This window comes from Mesorhizobium sp. M1004, assembly GCF_040318795.1.
Classification (GTDB): Bacteria; Pseudomonadota; Alphaproteobacteria; order Rhizobiales; family Rhizobiaceae; genus Mesorhizobium.
The window spans coordinates 243,751-261,876 of record NZ_JAMYNB010000001.1 but is presented as its reverse complement, the minus strand read 5'-3'; the positions used below and the strand labels follow the sequence as shown (position 1 = coordinate 261,876).

Genomic DNA, 18,126 nt, shown 5'->3' with positions numbered 1-18,126 from the left:
TCCTCCACTTGTACGACAACCCTTCAACACGATAACCATACCCTTTGTCTTGACGTGGCACAAGCGACTTGAGATCGTCGCGCGCAAGAGGAAGGGGCGGTGATTTTCATCGCCCGCCGGAGCATGATCCCTAGAAGTGGGAACCGGTTTTCTCGGACAAATCGAGAAACCGTTTTGTCCGGAGATCATGCTCCAACAAAGAGAACCCGGGAGTGGAAATGACGGATTACATCATTGTCGGCGGCGGTTCGGCTGGCTGCATTCTGGCCGCCCGGCTGAGCGAGGACCCGGACGTGTCCGTCATGCTGCTCGAGGCCGGTCCGCCCGACACCGATCGCTACATCCATCTGCCGGTCGGCTTCTTCAAGATGACGTCGGGGCCGCTGATCTGGGGCTATGACACCGCGCCCGGCAAGGAAATCGACGGCCGCACCATGGTCTATCCGCAGGCCCGCGTGCTGGGCGGGGGCTCCTCGATCAACGCCCAGGTGTTCACCCGCGGTTGCCCGCAGGATTATGACGGCTGGGCGGCTGACGCCGGCTGTGCCGGCTGGAGCTATGCCGACGTGCTGCCCTACTTCGTCCGCTCCGAGGGCAACGACACTTTTGCCGATGCGCAGCATGGCATTGACGGCCCGCTCGGCGTCTCCAGCGGCGCGCCGCATCCGCTGACCCGCATCTTCGTCAAGGCGGCGCAGCAGGCGGGCCTTCCTTTCCGCGCCGACTTCAACGCCGGTGAGCAGGCGGGCGCCGGCTTCTACCAGACGACGACGCGTCGGGGGAAACGCTCGAGCACGGCGGTCGCCTATCTGAAGCCGGCGCTCGGCCGCAAGAATCTGACGCTACGCACCGACGCCTCCGTCAGCCGCATCGTGGTCGAGAACGGCCGCGCCATCGGTGTCGAGATCATCGTCAATGGCCGCACCGAACTGCTCCGCGCCGAGCGCGAAGTCATCCTCGCCGCCGGCGCCATCGGCTCGCCGAAATTGCTGATGCTGTCCGGCATCGGCCCGGCCGTGCATCTCGGCCATCACGGCATCGAGGTGGTCCACGATTCCAAAAACGTCGGCCAGAATCTGCACGATCACATGGACGTCGATGTCGTCGCCGAGCTCAACGGACCGCATGGCATCGACCGTTACAAGAAGAAGCGCTGGCAAGCGGTCGCCGGTCTTGAATATGCGCTGTTCGGCAAGGGGCCGGTGGCCTCCAACATCGTCGAGGCCGGCGGCTTCTGGTGGGGCGACCGCGCGGAGAAGACGCCGGACATCCAGTTCCATTTCCTGCCCGGCGCCGGCGTCGAGGAAGGCATCGGCTCGGTTCCCGGCGGCAATGGCTGCACGCTGAACTCCTACCATGTGCGCCCGCGTTCGCGCGGCAGCGTCACGCTCAAGTCCGCGGACCTGCGCGATGCGCCCATCATCGACCCCAACCCGTTCGCCGAGCGCTATGATCTCGAACGCGCCATCGACGGCATCGAGATCAGCCGCGAAATCCTGTCGCAGCCAGCCTTCGCCAGATACATCAGCCGCGAGCATCTGCCCGGCAAGGCGATGCAGGGGCGCTCAGCACTCGAAGCCTTCGCCCGAGAACATGGCCGCAGCGCCTATCACCCAGTCGGCACCTGCCGGATGGGCGGCGATGCCGACAGCGTCGTCGATCCCGAGCTGCGCGTGCGCGGTCTGCAAGGCCTGCGTGTCTGCGACAGCTCGGTCATTCCAAGCATCGTGTCGTCGAACACCAACGCCGCCGTGGTCATGATTGCGGAGAAGGCTGCGGATCTGATTGCGGGGCGAACGCTGCCGGTGGCGTAAGCAGGACAATCGCATGTGGTGGCGCCACGCGATTGCCCTGCCTTGAGCACCTGTCGCTGAGCGCATAGCACTCGAACCGCACTAAAAACGACAGCCTCCCGCAGCGCCTTCAACCGACGCTTGCGCAACCCACCAACCGACCGGAAACCCCCGGTTGCGGGCTCGTTGCCGACGCCGGCGCGGGGATGTGAAAGCGCTTTTGCGCCAGTTCCGCGATCACACCATATGAACCGATCCAAGCTCTGCTAGCTTGTGGGCGTGGGACGTGTCCCGCTTTGGCCGGTGCTTCAGGCAACCCCATCCCAACCCCCCGCCCCCTGCGGTACCGGCCATCCCCCTCCCCCTTTTGGCAGGCTTCTCGACCTGCCATCCTCAGCCGTCCCTGCCAACTTCGAGGTCGACGACGAGGCCTGATGCGTGGCATGCAAATCCAGACCATCGGCAGCGTATCGAGGGATTTCACATCGGCTGTCTGGACGACGTCCTGGAGAGCGACAAATCGGGGTCGAGCCGCCTCAGCTCCCGGTTGATGGCCGCCAGGCGCTCCGGTTCGCCTTCCGTGTTGCAGACATTGAGAGTAACGACGCGTAAGCGCATCAGCGAACCACCGCCGCGATGCGTTCCAACGTGGTGCGCGAAACGGCTCGGCCATCGGCGCGGTTCGGCTTGCCAAATGCCGCCATGCCGCCCATACACGGCTTGAACAACCGCCCCGAGGGTCCGCGCCCATTTTGCCAAAGGATACTCTCCGATGTCTGTGACGCCGTCCCCCTGGTCAAAGCCGTGACGGCCTCCCTCGCAAGCCTGGGCTGGACGGATTTCTTCGGCGACCAGCTTGAAGCCGATGAGGCAGACCTCGTGCCGACGCGCATCGCCTCGGTGCACCGCGACCGCCTGGCCGGCCTGTCCCGGGCAGGGCCAGTGGATCTGACGCTGCCGGCCAATGCCAACACCGGCGACTACGCCGTCGGGGACTGGGTGCTGGTCGAGCAGCATACACATCTGCTGCTCCGCCGGCTGACCCGCAAGACGGTGCTGGAGCGCCGTACCCAGGGCGGCAGGATCCCGCAGCTGGCCGCGGCCAATGTCGACACGCTGTTCATCGTGACGTCCTGCAATGCCGATTTCAACATCGCCCGGCTCGAGCGCTATCTGGCGCTGGCCAACGAGGCCGGAACGACGCCGGTGATCCTGCTGACCAAGGCCGACACCGCTGACGATGCCGAGAGATACCAAAGCCAGGCTGCCGCCCTTCAGCGTGGTTTGCCCGTAGTGACGCTGAACCCGCGCGTCGCCGATGCCGCAGCGGCGCTTGCTCCCTGGTGTGGCGCAGGGCAGACGGTGGCGCTGGTCGGCTCCTCCGGCGTCGGCAAATCGACGCTGGTCAACACGCTGGCCGGAGCGGCGCAGCAATCGCCGCAACAGACTGCGGGCATTCGCGAGCACGATGCCAAGGGTCGCCACACCACCACGGCGCGGTCGCTGCACCCCATCGCCGGTGGCGGCTGGGTAATCGACACGCCGGGCATGCGCACGCTGCATGTCAGCGACGTCGCATCCGGCATCGACACGCTGTTTGCCGAAATCACCGAGCTCGCACCGCTGTGCAAGTTCCGCGACTGCACCCATGTCCACGAACCGGGCTGCGCGGTGCAGGCTGCGTTGAAGGCGGGTACGCTCGACCCTGAGCGCCTTGCCCGCTGGCGCAAGCTGTCGGAGGAAAACCAGGGCAACACGCCGGTTCAGAGCGGCCCGCGCGGCAACAAATCGCCTGCCGGGCGCCCGAAGCGGCGTTGAGAGGATAGGAATTGCGGAACGAGACGTCGGAGGCCCGGCATGTGCCGGGCCTCCCTTTTTTCACTCTCCGCGCATCGTTGCCTGGAAGGTCGGCAGGTGCTTCTGCTGCGCCTCCAGCATGCGCTCGCGGTAGACGCCGTAGATGACGTCGGTGTCGTGCAGCGTCACGCCGGCAATGGTCGGCGAGGCGAAGACCGGCAGTTCGATGCCGCGCTTGGCGAGCTGCTCGGCCGTGCGCGCGATCAGCTCATGCGCCAGGATCATGGCAAGCACCGTCGATGAGCCCGACACCGGCCGGCTCCAGCCCTCGACCGGCACGATGGCGTCCTCGATCGGCGAACAGGTGTCGATGACGAGGTCGGCGGCATCCGCCAGCCGCTTGCCGGACGAGTGCGTCGCCGGCTTGTCCAGATTGTTCTTGCTGGTGACAGCGACGACGAAGATGCCGCGCTTCCTGGCGTAGAGCGCGGTGTCGATGCCCGACGAGTTGCGGCCGCTATGGCCGAAGATGATGATCGAATCGCCCTTGTTGAGCGGCTGGTGGTCGAGGAATTTTTCGGCGTATCTTTCCGTACGCTCCAGCCACAAAAGCTCGCGCACGCCGCCGGCGCCGAGCACATTGTGCCACATCACGCGCGGGTCGGTCAGGGGGTTGAAGCCGACATAGCTGCCATAGCGCGGAAACACTTCCTGCACCGGCAGCACCGAATGGCCGGAGCCATAGAGATGCACCAGCCCGCCGCCCTCGAGCGAGTCGGCAAAGCGGCTGGCGGCCTGGCCAAAGGCCTCTTCATTGGCTTTCGCAGCCTGGTCGATGAGGGCGGCGAGACGGTGGATGTAGAGATCGGACACGTGGGTACTCCTGTTTGCTGTGTCGGTCTGGAATGGATCAGCTTCTCGGGTTCAGCGGCACGCGTCCGGCGCGCAGCGTCGAGCGGATTTCGTAGCGGTCGCCGCGCATGATCGAGACGGTGAATTCGAACGGGCCGCGCTCGTCGGTGGTGATGCGTTCGACGACGAAGGCCGGGCTGCCGACAGCGAGGTCGAGCAGTTCGGCGTCCGCCGCGCCGACCGCGCCGACCCGGTAGTTTTCCCGCGCCGCCACCGGCACGATGCCGTAATGGCGCTCCAGCGCCTCGTAGAGCGAGCCCTGCAGCAGGCCGGCATCGAGGAAGCCCGGCACGCGCACGGCCGACAGCTGCGCCGTCTGAATGCCGATCGGCTCGTTGTTGCCGAGCCGCAGCCTGCGAATGCGCACCACCGGATCGCCTTCCTCGATCTCCAGCGCGCCGGCAGCCGCCGCGTTGGCGGTGGTCAGGCTGCAGTCGAGCAGGCGCGAGCCCGCGACCACGCCCATATTGCCCATCTCCTGGGTGAAGCTGGTCAGCTCGCGCGTGCCGGCGACCAGCGTGGTCGAGCGCACGAACGTGCCGCGGCCATGTTCGCGCCTGAGCAGTCCTGCCTCCTCGAGGTTGCGCAAGGCGTGGCGCAGCGTGATGCGGCTGACGCCGAACAGGGCGCACAGCCTGTCCTCCGCCGGGATCTGGTCGCCCGTTGCCCATTCGCCGCTCTTGACGATGGCGCGGATCGCCTCTTCGACCTGATACCAGAGCGGCTCCGGCCGTCTGCGGTCCGGCTGCTGAAAGCTTGCTTCGCTCATCGCACATGCCTCCACCCTTGCCCAACGGCGCCGGCCAGCGCCGCGCCGACGAGGCCGGCGCGGGGACCGAATTTTCCGGGCTTGACGTCGATGCCGCGCAGATGCGGCGGCAGTTGGCGTCGCAGCGCTGCAAGCAGCGGCGGCCGGATCACATCCAGCGCCTCCGCCAAACCACCCGAAATCAGAACCGCTTGCGGATCGAGCAGCGCGACAGCGCCTGCAAGCGCGGTGCCGAGCTGTCGCGCCGGCAGTTCAAGCAAGGTGAGTGCGGCCAGTTCGCCGGCCTGGGCAGCGGCGATCAGCTGGCGGCCGTCGGCAAGGCCGATCTGTCCGGCAAGGGCATCAAGCGCCCGGCCCGACGCGACGCGCTCCAGCCAGCCGCTGCGCTCTTCACCATGATCCCTCACGTCGGCGCAGGCCCAGCCGAACGAGCAGGCGCCGCCATGCGCGCCGGCAACGATGCGGCCATTGGCCAGCACCGCCGAACCGATGCCGGTGCCGATGGCGAGCAGGATCGCATCCGACATGTTTTTCGCACTGCCTTCGACAGCCTCCGCCAGCAGCGCAATCTGCGCGTCATTGCCGAGCGCTACGCGCAGTTTGGGAAACAGCGGCTGGATATCGACGCCGTCGAGGAACGGCAAGTTGGGGATCCAGCGGCAGATTGAGCCCTCGACCAGACCCGGCACCGCGATGCCAAGCGCTGAGACCGACCCGGCCTCAGTGCACAGCGCGTCGATGCGCGCAATGAAGGCATCAAGGGTTGCCGGCGCCGGCTCGCTGCCCAGCGCCTCCAACGCACCGACATCGCCCGTAGATACGGCAGCGCGCAGATTGGTGGCGCCGAGATCGATGGCGAGTACCCGCGTCATCGACCCGACCCTTTGCCGAAGGGGAGCGAGAACAGACCGCTGCCGGCATTCCACGAATGCGACGCCGCCGCGAAGGCCTGCGCATGGCGCGTGCCGCGCAGGCAGCCGCGCAGCCGGTAGAGCGAACTGTAATAGTCGACATAGGGGAAGCTGCTCAGGCCGCGCGCCAGCTCATACTCCATGACCGCGTCGCGCCAGGCCTCGAACCCGTCGCTGACATCGACGAGATGCTCGGGCCGGAAGCCGTCATCGTCCTCCCAGTTCTCGCCGAACAGCAGCAGTTGCGGCGTGTGCGCCGGATGGTCGCTGGCAACGGTCGGCAGTCCGGCGAAGAAGATACCGGTCTTCGTCAAATGCGCGGCGGCGCGATGGTCCTTGTGCCAACTGCCATGCCAATGGGTGATGACGATCTCGGGTTTCAGCTCGCGAATGATGTCGCCCACTTCGAGCGCCGTCTGATCGTCTGTGGGCAGGAAGCCGTCGCGCAGGCCAAAGCCACGCATGGTGACGCCGAGCCGCTCCGCCGCGCTGCCCGCTTCCTCTTCCTTCTGCACGCAATAATGCGCGGGAACCAGGTACGGATGGCCCTGCTCACCCATGGTCAGATGCAGGAAGGTCACCGTGGCGCCGCGCTTGACGGCAGCGGCCGCCAGCGGCCCGGCCATCACCTCGGCATCGAAGGCGTGCGCGCCGACCACCAGGATGGATTTCGCCGCATAAATTCTGTCTTCGATCATTTCATGCCTCCTCCGGTGCCCACGCCTTCGCGAATCTGGCGCGCCAGCAGACAATACATGATCAGGATGGGCGCCATGGAGATCGCCAGCGAGGCGAACACCAGGCCCCAGTCGGTGCGGAACTGGCCGACGAAGACGCTGATCGCCAGCGGCACCGTCTTGTAGCGGTCGTCGAAGATGAAGATCAGCGGGAAGAAGAAATCGTTCCACACCGCGATCGCGGTGAAGATGGCCACGATCGACACCGCCGGCTTGACCATCGGCAGGATGATCTGGAACAGGATGCGGACCTCGCCGGCGCCGTCCATGCGCGCCGCCTCGTCCAACTCGCAGGGCAAGACGCGCATGAAATTGGCGAAGATGAACACGGCGAAGGGAATGCGGATCGCCGAATAGACCAGGATCAGCCCGGTCAGCGAATCCAGCAGGCCGAGATTGCGCATCAGCGTGAACAGTTCGACCGAGGCCAACCGGATCGGCAGCATGATGCCGGACAGGAACAGGCCGAGCATGATGGCATTCCAGCCAAGCTTGTAGCGGCTGAGCGGATAGGCGGCCATCGCCGAGACGACGATGGTGAGGATGACGGCGCCGCCCGTGACGATCAGGCTGTTGATGAAATTCTGGCCGAGATCGGCGCGCGTCCAGGCGTTGATGAAATTGTCGAAGGCAAAGCTTTGCGGCAGGCCGAGCCTGTTGTCGTAGATCTCGGCCGTGGTCTTGAAACAGGAGACGATGAGGATGTAGAGCGGCAACAGCACGGCCGCCGTCCAAACGACCAGCACCGTCCAGCCGGGCAGCCGCGCAAGCTGCCGAGAGATGGCCGGTCTTTGCGCAATCGCCAGCGCGCTCATAGCTGCACCGTGCGGCGATCGAAGAAGCGCAGCATCATGAGCGTGCCGATGCTGAGGATCAAAAACAGCACGGTGCCGAGCGCCAAAGCCAGACCAATATCGGTGATGCCGACAGCACCTTCCGCGCCGAAGGCCAGCCGGTAGAAGTACGTCACCAGCGTGTCGGTCGAATAGCTCGGATTGCCCTGCACGCCCTGCATGACATAGACGATGTCGAACTGGTTGAAGGTGTTGATGAACGACAAAGTCGTCAGCGTGCCCAGCGCCGGCATCAGCAGCGGCAGCGCGATCGAGAACAGCATGCGCGCATTGCCGGCGCCGTCAAGTTTTGCCGCCTCGAAAATCTGGCCGGAAATCTGCCGCAGACCTGCCGTGTAGATCAGCACCGGCAGGCCCATCCAGTTCCAGGCATCGACGGCGATCAGCATGGCGAGCGCGGTGTGGCTGTTGCCGAGCACAGTCAGGCTGCCCTGGTGCAGGCCGAGCCCGTTCAGCGCCCATTCGACGACGCCACCCGGTGCCAAAAGCAACCGCCACAGCGCGCCAATGATGACCGGGCTCAGCACCGCCGGAAAGAAGAACACCGACTGGAAGAAGGCCGCACCCTTGTCGCGCAGGAACAGCAGCCAGGCGAACAACAGGCCGAGGCCATTTTGGAAGACCATGATGCCGAAGAACCAGGCGGTGTTGTGCCACAGCGCGCCGTAGATCCGCGCGCCGCTGGGGAAAACGAACAGCCTTGAGAAATTCGACAGGCCGGCGAACTCGACCATGCGCAGCCCCTTCCAGACGAAGAAGCTGCCCCACAGCGACATCCCCAGGGGATAGAGGACGAACAGCGCATAGACCGCCAGCGCCGGCAGGATGAACAGCACGGCCATGCGCTGCTGCGTGCGGCGAAGGCTGCTGGTGCGGCGAAGGGTGCTCATGCGCTTTTCTGGTCCGTGAGAGGCCAGCCGCTTTTGCGACCGGCCGCGCCTACTGCTTCGGCTTGAACCAGGTGGCGACCGCGGCCTGCATGTCGGCCGCCAGCTTCTCCGGCGCGATGTTGCCTTCGACCATGTCGATGATCTCCGACTGCAGCACCGAAGACGCCGTCGGCGACTGCCAGCGGAAGCCGACCAGCGTCAGATACGGCGTCGAATTCTTCGCCATCTCCATCATCGCGGCCAGCACTGGATCCTTCACCGTCACATCCGTGCGGGCCGGCGGCCAGCCGAGCTCGTCGGCGAACATCTGCGCGAACTCTGCCGAAGCCATGAAGCCCAGCACCTTGGTCGCGGCTTCCTTGTTCTGGCTCTCGGAGACCAGGCCATAGGAGCCGTCGGAGAAGGCCGAGGTGTAGAGTTTTGCCCCGGCATCGTCGGCGGGGAACGGGAAGATCGAGAATTTCAGCTTCGGGTTCTGCGCCTTGAAGCTGCCGTTCTCGAACGAACCGCCGAGGAACATCGCCGCCTTGCCGCCGATGAACTGCTGCGTGGCGGTGGTGTAGTCGATGCCGGCGAAGCCGTCTGGGAAATACGGCTTCAGCTCTGCGAAGCGCTTCAGCGCCGCCACATAGCGCGGATCCTCGAAGGTCGCCTTGCCGCTCATCATCTCGTCGTAGAATTCAGGACCATAGACGGTCGGGCCGACGACGCCGACGGCGATCTCCAGTTCCCAGGCCGAGCCGTTGGCGCCGCCGGTGGCGATCGGCGTGATGCCGGCCGCCTTCAGCTTCTCGCAGACAGCGGTGAAATCCTTGTAGGTCTTGGGGATCTCGATGCCTTGGGCGGCGAAAATATCCTGGTTGTAGAAGACGCCCATCATCGGCACCGAGTAGGGCACGCCGTAGACTTTTCCGTCAGCGCGGCCACGCGCGCCGCCAAGCGCCGCGTCCTCCATGTTCTTCAGCTCCGGCACGCTGTCGTCCAGCGCGTCGAGATAGCCGGCCTCGACGAAGGGCTGCAACTCGCCATAGGCCTTGAGCTGGGCGATGTCGGGCCCGCGCCCGCCGCGCAGCGCCGTGCTCAGCCGGTTCTGGTAGTCGGCATCGGGCGTGAACTGGATGGCGACCTTGATGCCGGGATTCTTCACCTCGAAGGCATCGAAGATGCGGCGCATCGCGGCCTCGTCCTCGGTGCGCCAGCTCCACAGAGTCACCGTGCTGTCGGCGGCTCGCGCCGGCAATGAGGCGAAGACGCCGGCGCAGGCGGCGGCAAGGCCGCCGATCAGCCCAAGTGCTGCGCGCCGGTGAAGTGAAAGCATGCTCATTGCCAGTCTCCCATTGTTCTCTGTCCTTGGCGTCCCGCGGCGTTTCCGTGCCGTGAGAAGTCATTGGTTAGGCAAAAGTCATTATAACGACATAGCGGTATTCGCAAGAGGTCTGCTACGCCTCAGGAATGGCGGCGTTGGCCCGCTCACGACATTGCAGTACCTGCATCCATTTGTTACCTAACGATAAATATCAACATTCCAGCGCCGCAAAGAATTCTGTGACCGTACCGTGTGAGACTTTTTCGCCAGCAAGCCCTTGCGTCGCCGCGCTGACTTGTCATAACCTCATGTGAACCGATAGGGAGGATGAGGAATGTCGTTTGCCTGGACGTCGAAACTGGCACTGGCCGCAGGCCTCGCCATCCTGCCCGCCACCGGCTGGGCGCAATCGGTCAACATCTCCTATCTCACCCACTGGTCACCGGACACGGTCGCGCTGCTGGAAGCGGCGGCTAAGGATTATGCCAAGACCAATCCGGATGTCAGCGTCACCGTGCGCGCCGTCCCCTTCGGCGACCTCCTGACCACGCTGCGCTCGCAAGGCGGCGGCGCGGACGGTCCGACGATCGGCGGCATTTACGATCTCTGGTTGCCGGAACTGGCGCGCGACAAGCTGGTCGCGCCCGCCCCCGATGCGGTGGCCAGCGAGGTCAAGGCCGCATGGCCGGCGGGCATCACCAGCGCCGCCTCGGTCGGCGGCACGCTCTACGGCATCCCCAACGAAATCGACGTCTATGCGCTGAACTACAACAAGGCGCTGTTCAAGCAGGCCGGCATCGCGGCGCCACCCAAGACCTGGGACGAGTTCAAGGATGCGGCCAAGAAGCTGACCAGCCAGGATGCGGGACAGCAAGGCTTCGGCATGATCAACTCCTGGGCGGCCGGCGTCGTCCACCCCTTCGCCTCGCTGCTGGTCTCCAATGGCGGCGACCTGGTCAAGGACGGCAAGCCGGTGCTCGACAGCCCGCAGGCCGCGGAGACTTTCCAGCTCTATGAAGACCTGATCAAGTCGGGCGCCAGCGTGCCGTCGATGGCGACAGCCGACGCCAACACCACCGGCCCCTTCCTCGACAATTTCGTCTCCGGCAAGACCGGCATGATCATCATGGCCAATTGGTGGGAGAGCGCGCTGAAGGCCGGCATGGGCGACAGATTCGCCGACATTGCAACGGCGCCGATTCCCGTCGGCCCGAGCGGCGACAAGCCACATTCGATCTCCTATTCCTGGATGACCGTGGTCAACGCCAATGCAGGTGCGGCCGAGCAGAAGGCGGCATGGGACTTCCTCGCCTGGCTGAACAATCCAAAGTCCGGCAAGAGCGGCGCTTCCGCGATGTCGGATATCCTGATGTCGATGGGCATCCTGCCCTCACGCCTCTCCGACATCGAGGCGCACAAGGACAAGCTCGGCTCGGAATTCCTCTCCGGCTATGTCAGCGTGCTCACCGATGCCAAGCCGTTCCCCGTCGTGCCCGGCGGCCAGGAATTCACGGAATCGCTGCAGCAGACGCTCGAGGCGTTGCAGTATGGCCAGGTCTCGGCCAAGGATGCGCAGGCGACGGCGCAGGCCGACGCCATTTCGATCCTGGAGCGCGCCGTCAAATAATGATTCAGAGGTACCGTGCCTCGGCGGGCATCATGCTGGCGCCCGCCGTGACGCTGATCGGCATCTTCGTCCTGTTGCCGATGCTGCTCACCGTCTGGCTGTCGTTCCAGGACTGGTCGACGCAGACGCCGTTTTCCAGCGCCAGCTTCATCGGCCTCGACAATTTCCACGAGATTTTTGGGGTCTCCTCGGTTGGCCGCGATTTCAAGGCCGCGCTCGCCAACACAGCCGTCTACACCGCGCTCTCCGTCATCCTCATCCTGCCTCTGTCGGTGGCCTTCGGCCTGATGGTCTACCAGCAGGATGTGCCCGGCGGCACGGCGCTGCGCACGGTGCTGTTTGCCACCTACATGGTGCCGATGATCGCTGTCGCGCTGGTGTGGTCGAAACTCTATTCGCCGAGCGAAGGCCCTCTCAACCAGATGCTCGGCCTTATCGGCATCGGCCCGCAGCCTTTCCTGTCGTCGCCGCGCACGGCGCTGATCTCGATCGTCTTCCTCAATGTCTGGCAGCAGGTCGGCTATTTCACCGTGCTGGCGATCGCCGGGCTGACGCAAATCCCCGGCAGCCTGTATGAAGCAGCAAAGCTCGACGGCGCCAACCGTTTCGAGCAGTTCCGCTTCATCACCCTGCCGCTGATACGGCGCACGCTGCTGTTCAGCGCCGTCATCGCCATCATCAACGCTGTGCAGGTGTTCGAGCCGGTTGCCTTGATCACGCAGGGCGGGCCGGTCGGCTCGACCAATGTGCTCACCTACCACATCCGCCGCGTCGGCATCGAGCGTGCGCAGGGTGGACTGGGTTCGGCCATGGCGGTCATGCTGATGCTGTCGCTGATTGTCGTCGTCTGCGCGCTGTTTGCCTTCGCCAACCGGAAGAACGACGAATGAGCGCGGGATCGTCGAGCCGGCTGTCGCGCCGGCGCCCGTCCGGCCACAAGGCGCTGCTGGCGACGCTGATGCTGCTGGTCGCCGTTGCCTCGGCCTTCCCGCTGGTGTGGATGGTGCTGTCGAGCCTCAAGACGCCGGCCGAGAGCATGCAGGTGCCGCCGGTATGGATCCCCCTTACGCCGAGCCTCGACGCCTATGAGAAGGTGTCGGGCGTGGTCAATGTCGGCCGCTCGATGTGGAATTCTCTGGTCATCGCCTCGATCACCACCGCCGGCATTCTGCTGACCAGCATGATGGCCGGCTACGCCTTCGCCAAATACCACTTCCCCGCCAAGTCGCTGCTGTTTTCTGTGTTGATCGCCACCATGTTCCTGCCGCCGATCGTGACGCTGATCCCGCTCTATCGCCTGGTCGGCTCGATCGGCCTCAACGCCAGCCTCGCCGGCATCATCGTGCCCAATCTCGCCAACGCTTTCGGCATCTTCCTGATGCGCCAGTTCATCTCCGGCGTTCCCGACGAGCTCATCGACGCCGCGCGCATGGACGGCGCCTCGGAGTTCTTGATCCTCTACAAGATCGTCGCTCCCAGCGTCGCTCCCGCAATCGCGGCTCTGGCCCTCTTCGCCTTCGTCTACCACTGGAACAGCTATCTCTGGCCACTGACCGTGCTGCAGGGCAATGCCGACGCCTATCCGATCGTCATCAGCCTGAGCCGGTTGCTGAGCTACAACAGGGGCGCGGTCAACACCGGCCTGGTGATGGCCGGCGCGACGCTGGCCGTGCTGCCGCCGCTCATCCTGTTCGCCTTCCTGCAGCGCTTCTTCGTCGATTCCATCGTCGGCTCGGCGATCAAGGGATAGCTCGCCTCACCCGAACCTTGCCGCCGTCCATGCCCCACCCGCCGCATTCGACTCCACCGCCGCAGCAACAAACTTCACCCCCCGCGCGCCATCGACGACATCGGGCACCTGTGCCGCGCGCGCCGGATCAACCGTCCCGCCCGAACGGTGCGCGCGAACGATATCGGCGGCGTCGCGGTAGAAATTGGCGAAGGCCTCGATATATCCCTCCGGATGCGCCGCCGGCATGCGCGACACGCGCTGGCTCTCAGTGGTCGAGCCATGGCCGCCGCGCACCAGCGTGCGGGTTTCCTCGCCATAGATGGAGAAGCGCAGTTCTTCCGGCCGGCTGCCCGACCATTCGAGCCCGGCTTTGTCGCCATAGATGCGCACCGAGAGATCATTGTAGTGGCCGGGCGAGGTCTGGCTGGCGAGGATCGTGCCGCGCGCCCCGCCGGTCCAGCGCACCAGCACATGAGCATTGTCGTCGAGCCGGCGTCCCGGCACGGCAGTGAACAGATCCGCCGACACCGCCTCGGCCTCACAGCCGGAGATATAGCTTGCCAGGTTGAAGGCATGCACGCCGATATCGGCCAGCACCGCCGACTGCCCGGCGCGCGCCGGATCGGTGCGCCACTCCGCCTGCTTCTGGCCCTCGGCGTCGATCGGCTTGGTCAGCCAGTCCTGGATGTAGGCGCCATGCACAGACACCATGCGGCCAAGCGCGCCCGCCGCCACCATCTCGCGCGCCTGGCGGACCATGGCGTAGCCGGTGTTGTTGAGCGTGACGACGAAGCGACGCTTTTTCTCCCGCGCCAGCGCCACCAGTGCCTCTGCATCGGCCAGCGTCGTCGACAGCGGCTTGTCGCAGATCACGTCGATGCCGGCCTCGAGAAAGGCCGTGGCGATCGGCGCGTGCAGATGGTTGGGCGTGACGATGACCACCGCCTCGATGCCGTCCGGCCGCTCAGCTTCGGCTCGTGCCATGGCGCGATAATCGGCATAGCTGCGCTCGGGCGCGATGCCGATCTCGGCGGCCGAGGCGGCGGCGTTCTCCGGGTCCGACGACAGCGCGCCGGCGACCAGTACGATCTGGTCGTCCAGGCGCATGGCCAGCCGATGCACGGCGCCGATAAAGGCATTGCGACCGCCGCCGACCATGCCGACCCTGAGCCGCTTGCCCGCCGATCCGTCCGATGTTGCGTAGACCATGTTTCCTCCTGGGAAGACAGTTTTTGCCGTCGTCGAGTTCTGTCGCGCCCCCCTCTGTCCTACCGGACATCTCCCCCACGAGGGGGGAGATCAGCCACCACAGCGGCCTTCGCCAATCTCAGACGTCGCAAGAGGGCGCCGAAGGCGAAACTGCCAATCTCCCCACCCGTGGGGGAGATGTCCGGCAGGACAGAGGGGGGCGCCCTAGAGCGCTGCTTTTGACCGCTCGCATCAGTCACACTTTCGAACACGATTTCCAATTTTCATATTGTAAAACGATCGTATCGCGCTAGCCTGAAATGATGAGTGGGGCAAGCAAGGCATCCGGACGGTCCAGCACCGACGAGGCGGCGACGCGCAAGCGCGGACGCTCGCTGACCGCGCTTGGCTACATCCAGCCGCAGACCTATGAGGAGCTACGCGCGGTGCTGTCGTCGGGCACGGTGCATTTCCCCAAGCGGCTGCGCCAGGTGGCAATCTTCCTGTGGCAGCATCCGAGCGACGTCGCGCTCGGCACCATCGCGCAGGTTGCGGCACAGGCCGGCGTGCAGCCCTCGACGCTGGTGCGCTTTGCCCAGATCTTCGGCTATTCCGGCTTTTCCGATTTCCAGGGCCTGTTCAAGGAGCACATCAAGGGCTCATGGCCGGAAGGGCGCGGCGAACCGCGCACCGAGACCGAGCCAAATCTGCATTTCCTGCACGGCATGGTCGGCGCATCGCAGGCCTCGCTGGGCCGCATCGAGACCGGCTTCGACGTCGAGAGTTTCGACAAGATGGTGGCGCTGCTGGCGGCGGCCGAGCTGATCTATGTCATCGGCTCCAAGCGCGCCTTTCCCGTCACCGCCTATCTCTCGCTGACGCTCTCGCAGCAAGGCGTGCGCAACGTGCTGGTCGACAATGTCGGGTCCTCCGCACTCGACCAGATCGGCTGCATCGGCGGCCGGGATGCCGTGCTCGCTGTCTCGTTTAGCCCCTACAATTCGATCACGCCCGATCTCGTCGCGGTGGCGCATGAGCGCAAGGCGCGTATCGTCACCGTCACCGACAGCACCTTCAGCCCGCTGATCCCGCTCTCGGACAGCTGGCTGGAAGTGGTGGAATCCGACTTTGCCGGCTTCCGCTCACTGGCGGCCTCGCTCGCCGTTGGGATGGCGCTGGTCCATGGCGTGGCGGCGCGGCGCGACGAATGAGGCGTCACTGGTCCAATTGACTATCGGGAATTGCCGTTCCATATTTCTCAAAATAGAAACTTTATTCCCGGGAGGAGGAATGGAGATCCGGCTTGACGGCAAGGTGGCTCTGGTCACCGGGTCGACGCAAGGCATTGGCCGCGCCATTGCCGAGACGCTGGCGCGTTCCGGTGCCGCCGGGCTGTTGGTCACCGGGCGCGAGAGGGCGCGTGGCGAGGCCGTGGCGGCCGAGCTTTCGCAATTGGGCACGCCGACCATCTTCGTCGCCGCCGACCTTGCCGATCCTGACGCCCCCACCCTTCTGGCGCAGGCCTGCATCGAGCGCTTCGGCCGCATCGATGCGCTGGTCAACGCCGCCGGCCTGACCGATCGCGCCTCTTTCCTCGACGCCAGCCTCGACGACTGGGCGTCACTGTTTGCCGTCAATGCGCGCGCGCCGTTCTTCCTGATGCAGGCGGCGATTGCCGACATGAAGCAGCGCGGCCAAGGTGGCGCCATTCTCAACATTCTGTCGATCAATGCCCATTGCGGCTCGCCGGAGCTTGCCGTCTATTCCGCCACCAAGGGCGCGCTGGCGACGCTGACCAGGAACGCCGCCAACGCCCACCGCTTCGACCGCATCCGCGTCAACGGCATCAATGTCGGCTGGACCGACACGCCGGCCGAACGCATCATGCAGGCGGAGACATTGGGCAACGGCCCCGGCTGGCTCGACAAGGCCAATGCCGCGCAGCCTTTCGGGCGGCTGCTGACCCCGAACGACATCGCCAGCCTCGCCGTCTTCCTGCTGTCCGACGCCGCCGGCCCGATGACCGGCGCGGTTGTCGACCAAGAGCAGGCGGTGATCGGGGCGAACCGGTGAGCGCTTCCATCGAAACGCTTGGGCCGGCGCTGCTCGATCGCTTGCCGGCATCGGTGCAGACACCTTCCTATGACCGTACGCTCCTCTCGCCCGGCATGGCGCATCTCGGCGTCGGCGCCTTCCACCGCAGCCATCAGGCCGAATACACCGACGATCTCATCTCGCTGCGCTTCGACCGCTGGGGCATCGTCGGCATCAACATCCGTCCGCCCAGCCTTGCCGACACGCTGGGACGGCAGGGCGGGCTCTACACAAGGCTGATCCGCGAGAACAGCCATATCGAGGCACGCGTCATCGGCAGCATCGTCCGGGTGGTCGACAGCCAGGAGAGTGCCGCGCCGGCGCTGGGTGTGCTGATCTCTCCCGATATCGAGTTGGTGACGATGACGGTGACCGAAAAAGGCTATTGCCACGTCCCGTCCAGCGGCGAACTCGACCTTGGCCATCCCGACATCGTCCACGACCTCGCCAACCCCGAGACGCCGCGCAGCGTCCCCGGCCTGCTGGTGCGGGCGCTGGAGCAGCGCAGGGCCACACATGAGCGACCCATAACGTTTCTCTCCTGTGACAACATCCCGACCAACGGTACTATCCTGAACAATGTCGTGCGGACGTTTGCCGAACGGCGGAGCAAAGGGCTGGCCCGCTGGATAGAGGCCAATGTCGCCTTCCCCGCGGCCATGGTCGACCGCATCGCGCCGGCGGTGACGCAGGATGACCTCGATAGTGTCGAACAATGGTTCGGCTACCACGATGCCGCCGTTGCTGTCGGTGAGCCGTTCCGGCAGTGGGTGATCGAGGAAAAATTCGCCGGCCGCATGCCGCGCTGGGATCTGGTCGGCGCCACCTTCGTCGACGACGTCACGCCGTTTGAGCATCTCAAGATGCGGGTGCTGAACGGCGCCCAGACGACGCTCGCCACGCTCGGCGTGCTGGCCGGGCTCGAGCACACATCGGATGCCATGGCCGACCCGCTGCTGTCGGACTTCATCCGGCGCATGCTGGTCGAAGAGACTGTGCCGACGCTGATGCCGGTGCCGGGCATCCTGCCGCTCGCCTATGTCGAGCAGAGCCTTGCCCGGCTGAAGAACACCGCGATCCGCCACCGCAACCACCAGGTCGCAACCGACGGTTCGCAGAAGATCGTCCAGCGCCTGCTCAACCCGATCCGCGACCGGCTGAGCCAGGGCCAAAGCATCGGCCTGCTGTCGGTGCCGGTCGCCGGCTGGATGGCCTATCTGATCCGGGCCTCGGATCGCTTTGAAAGACGCTGGCCGGTGTCGGATCCCTATGCCGGCAAGGTCGCCGCAATCGCCGACGCGACGGGTCCCGATGCCAGCGCGCTGGTGTCCGCCATCCTTGCCATCGACGGGATATTCGACCCCGGCCTTGCCGCTGACGGGACGTTCCGCGCGGCCGTCACATCGGCGCTGGGCGACCTGCTGTCGGACGATCCGATGGCGGCTGTCCGGCACAGTCTCGAACAAGATGAGGTCGCGAGGTTGAAGCGATCCAAACAATCGGCATTATAGTCGTC

At 65.3% G+C, this 18,126-nt stretch carries 17 protein-coding genes; 8 read left to right on the top strand and 9 right to left on the bottom strand.

All coding sequences use genetic code 11. The features are described from left to right. The first annotated feature begins 218 nt into the window (after window positions 1-218). Window positions 219-1,814: a GMC family oxidoreductase gene (locus tag NKH54_RS01285; RefSeq protein ID WP_353027603.1), complete on the top strand. Its 1,596-nt coding sequence runs from the start codon at window positions 219-221 to the stop codon at window positions 1,812-1,814. Between the two features lie 459 nt (window positions 1,815-2,273). On the opposite strand, the gene NKH54_RS01280 is transcribed toward NKH54_RS01285, so the two are convergent. Continuing rightward, window positions 2,274-2,411 carry an endonuclease/exonuclease/phosphatase family protein gene (locus NKH54_RS01280; protein ID WP_023691904.1) on the bottom strand — a complete coding sequence of 46 codons (138 nt, stop codon included), beginning with the start codon at window positions 2,409-2,411 and terminating at the stop codon, window positions 2,274-2,276. A gap of 174 nt (window positions 2,412-2,585) precedes the next feature. On the opposite strand from NKH54_RS01280, the gene rsgA reads away from it, so the two are divergent. Then, window positions 2,586-3,611 (top strand): ribosome small subunit-dependent GTPase A, encoded by a 1,026-nt coding sequence (gene rsgA / locus NKH54_RS01275; RefSeq protein WP_023683132.1) that lies wholly within the window; start codon window positions 2,586-2,588, stop codon window positions 3,609-3,611. 60 nt (window positions 3,612-3,671) lie between these two features. Here the strand turns inward: rsgA and NKH54_RS01270 are convergent, their stop codons facing one another. The 7 genes from NKH54_RS01270 to NKH54_RS01240 are packed head-to-tail and all read right to left on the bottom strand — an operon-like array spanning window position 3,672 to window position 9,987. Beyond that, a complete protein-coding gene (locus NKH54_RS01270) occupies window positions 3,672-4,463 on the bottom strand; it encodes a sugar isomerase domain-containing protein (protein WP_023686509.1) in 792 nt (263 codons plus the stop codon). A 37-nt stretch (window positions 4,464-4,500) separates the two neighbouring features. Continuing rightward, complete coding sequence (locus NKH54_RS01265; protein ID WP_023683130.1) at window positions 4,501-5,271, bottom strand: GntR family transcriptional regulator; 771 nt, start codon at window positions 5,269-5,271, stop codon at window positions 4,501-4,503. Then, on the bottom strand, window positions 5,268-6,143 hold the full coding sequence (locus NKH54_RS01260) for an ROK family protein (RefSeq protein WP_023686510.1): 876 nt from the start codon (window positions 6,141-6,143) through the stop codon (window positions 5,268-5,270). The genes NKH54_RS01265 and NKH54_RS01260 overlap by 4 nt, the downstream gene beginning before the upstream one ends. After that, the gene (locus NKH54_RS01255) at window positions 6,140-6,880 is read right to left on the bottom strand and encodes a PIG-L deacetylase family protein (protein ID WP_031195993.1); all 741 of its coding nucleotides are present in this window, start codon (window positions 6,878-6,880) and stop codon (window positions 6,140-6,142) included. Before NKH54_RS01255 ends, NKH54_RS01260 begins: the two co-directional genes overlap by 4 nt. Further along, window positions 6,877-7,734, bottom strand: a complete 858-nt coding sequence (locus tag NKH54_RS01250) for a carbohydrate ABC transporter permease (RefSeq protein WP_353027602.1) — start codon at window positions 7,732-7,734, stop codon at window positions 6,877-6,879. The genes NKH54_RS01255 and NKH54_RS01250 overlap by 4 nt, the downstream gene beginning before the upstream one ends. Next, window positions 7,731-8,663, bottom strand: coding sequence for a carbohydrate ABC transporter permease (locus tag NKH54_RS01245; RefSeq protein WP_352711669.1), 933 nt, complete (start codon window positions 8,661-8,663; stop codon window positions 7,731-7,733). Before NKH54_RS01245 ends, NKH54_RS01250 begins: the two co-directional genes overlap by 4 nt. 49 nt (window positions 8,664-8,712) lie before the next feature. Further along, the gene (locus NKH54_RS01240; RefSeq protein WP_353027601.1) at window positions 8,713-9,987 is read right to left on the bottom strand and encodes an extracellular solute-binding protein; all 1,275 of its coding nucleotides are present in this window, start codon (window positions 9,985-9,987) and stop codon (window positions 8,713-8,715) included. A gap of 316 nt (window positions 9,988-10,303) precedes the next feature. On the opposite strand from NKH54_RS01240, the gene NKH54_RS01235 reads away from it, so the two are divergent. From NKH54_RS01235 to NKH54_RS01225, 3 genes are read left to right on the top strand one after another with little or no spacing between them, the layout of a single operon-like run. Continuing rightward, entirely contained in the window at window positions 10,304-11,596 is a 1,293-nt protein-coding gene (locus NKH54_RS01235; RefSeq protein WP_353027600.1) for an ABC transporter substrate-binding protein, read from the top strand. Further along, window positions 11,596-12,486: a carbohydrate ABC transporter permease gene (locus NKH54_RS01230; RefSeq protein ID WP_353027599.1), complete on the top strand. Its 891-nt coding sequence runs from the start codon at window positions 11,596-11,598 to the stop codon at window positions 12,484-12,486. Before NKH54_RS01235 ends, NKH54_RS01230 begins: the two co-directional genes overlap by 1 nt. Continuing rightward, window positions 12,483-13,346 (top strand): carbohydrate ABC transporter permease, encoded by an 864-nt coding sequence (locus NKH54_RS01225; protein WP_023750102.1) that lies wholly within the window; start codon window positions 12,483-12,485, stop codon window positions 13,344-13,346. Before NKH54_RS01230 ends, NKH54_RS01225 begins: the two co-directional genes overlap by 4 nt. A gap of 6 nt (window positions 13,347-13,352) precedes the next feature. Here NKH54_RS01225 and NKH54_RS01220 read toward each other — a convergent pair whose 3' ends face one another. Then, window positions 13,353-14,537, bottom strand: coding sequence for a Gfo/Idh/MocA family protein (locus NKH54_RS01220; protein WP_353027598.1), 1,185 nt, complete (start codon window positions 14,535-14,537; stop codon window positions 13,353-13,355). A gap of 302 nt (window positions 14,538-14,839) precedes the next feature. Here NKH54_RS01220 and NKH54_RS01215 point away from each other — a divergent pair, with 302 nt between their 5' ends. The 3 genes from NKH54_RS01215 (at window position 14,840) to NKH54_RS01205 (ending at window position 18,121) form a co-directional block, all read left to right on the top strand. After that, on the top strand, window positions 14,840-15,727 hold the full coding sequence (locus NKH54_RS01215; RefSeq protein WP_353027597.1) for a MurR/RpiR family transcriptional regulator: 888 nt from the start codon (window positions 14,840-14,842) through the stop codon (window positions 15,725-15,727). Window positions 15,728-15,806: 79 nt separating this feature from the next. Continuing rightward, window positions 15,807-16,589 carry an SDR family oxidoreductase gene (locus NKH54_RS01210; protein ID WP_023683118.1) on the top strand — a complete coding sequence of 261 codons (783 nt, stop codon included), beginning with the start codon at window positions 15,807-15,809 and terminating at the stop codon, window positions 16,587-16,589. After that, on the top strand, window positions 16,586-18,121 hold the full coding sequence (locus NKH54_RS01205; RefSeq protein ID WP_353027595.1) for a mannitol dehydrogenase family protein: 1,536 nt from the start codon (window positions 16,586-16,588) through the stop codon (window positions 18,119-18,121). The genes NKH54_RS01210 and NKH54_RS01205 overlap by 4 nt, the downstream gene beginning before the upstream one ends. The last annotated feature ends 5 nt before the right edge of the window (window positions 18,122-18,126 follow it).

Coding starts and splice junctions, on each gene's coding strand:
- NKH54_RS01285 (WP_353027603.1), top strand. CDS start 219: ATGACGGATTACATCATTGTCGGCGGCGGTTCGGCTGGCTGCATTCTG.
- NKH54_RS01280 (WP_023691904.1), bottom strand. CDS start 2,411: ATGCGCTTACGCGTCGTTACTCTCAATGTCTGCAACACGGAAGGCGAA.
- NKH54_RS01265 (WP_023683130.1), bottom strand. CDS start 5,271: ATGAGCGAAGCAAGCTTTCAGCAGCCGGACCGCAGACGGCCGGAGCCG.
- NKH54_RS01260 (WP_023686510.1), bottom strand. CDS start 6,143: ATGACGCGGGTACTCGCCATCGATCTCGGCGCCACCAATCTGCGCGCT.
- NKH54_RS01255 (WP_031195993.1), bottom strand. CDS start 6,880: ATGATCGAAGACAGAATTTATGCGGCGAAATCCATCCTGGTGGTCGGC.
- NKH54_RS01250 (WP_353027602.1), bottom strand. CDS start 7,734: ATGAGCGCGCTGGCGATTGCGCAAAGACCGGCCATCTCTCGGCAGCTT.
- NKH54_RS01245 (WP_352711669.1), bottom strand. CDS start 8,663: ATGAGCACCCTTCGCCGCACCAGCAGCCTTCGCCGCACGCAGCAGCGC.
- NKH54_RS01240 (WP_353027601.1), bottom strand. CDS start 9,987: ATGAGCATGCTTTCACTTCACCGGCGCGCAGCACTTGGGCTGATCGGC.
- NKH54_RS01235 (WP_353027600.1), top strand. CDS start 10,304: ATGTCGTTTGCCTGGACGTCGAAACTGGCACTGGCCGCAGGCCTCGCC.
- NKH54_RS01230 (WP_353027599.1), top strand. CDS start 11,596: ATGATTCAGAGGTACCGTGCCTCGGCGGGCATCATGCTGGCGCCCGCC.
- NKH54_RS01225 (WP_023750102.1), top strand. CDS start 12,483: ATGAGCGCGGGATCGTCGAGCCGGCTGTCGCGCCGGCGCCCGTCCGGC.
- NKH54_RS01220 (WP_353027598.1), bottom strand. CDS start 14,537: ATGGTCTACGCAACATCGGACGGATCGGCGGGCAAGCGGCTCAGGGTC.
- NKH54_RS01215 (WP_353027597.1), top strand. CDS start 14,840: ATGAGTGGGGCAAGCAAGGCATCCGGACGGTCCAGCACCGACGAGGCG.
- NKH54_RS01210 (WP_023683118.1), top strand. CDS start 15,807: ATGGAGATCCGGCTTGACGGCAAGGTGGCTCTGGTCACCGGGTCGACG.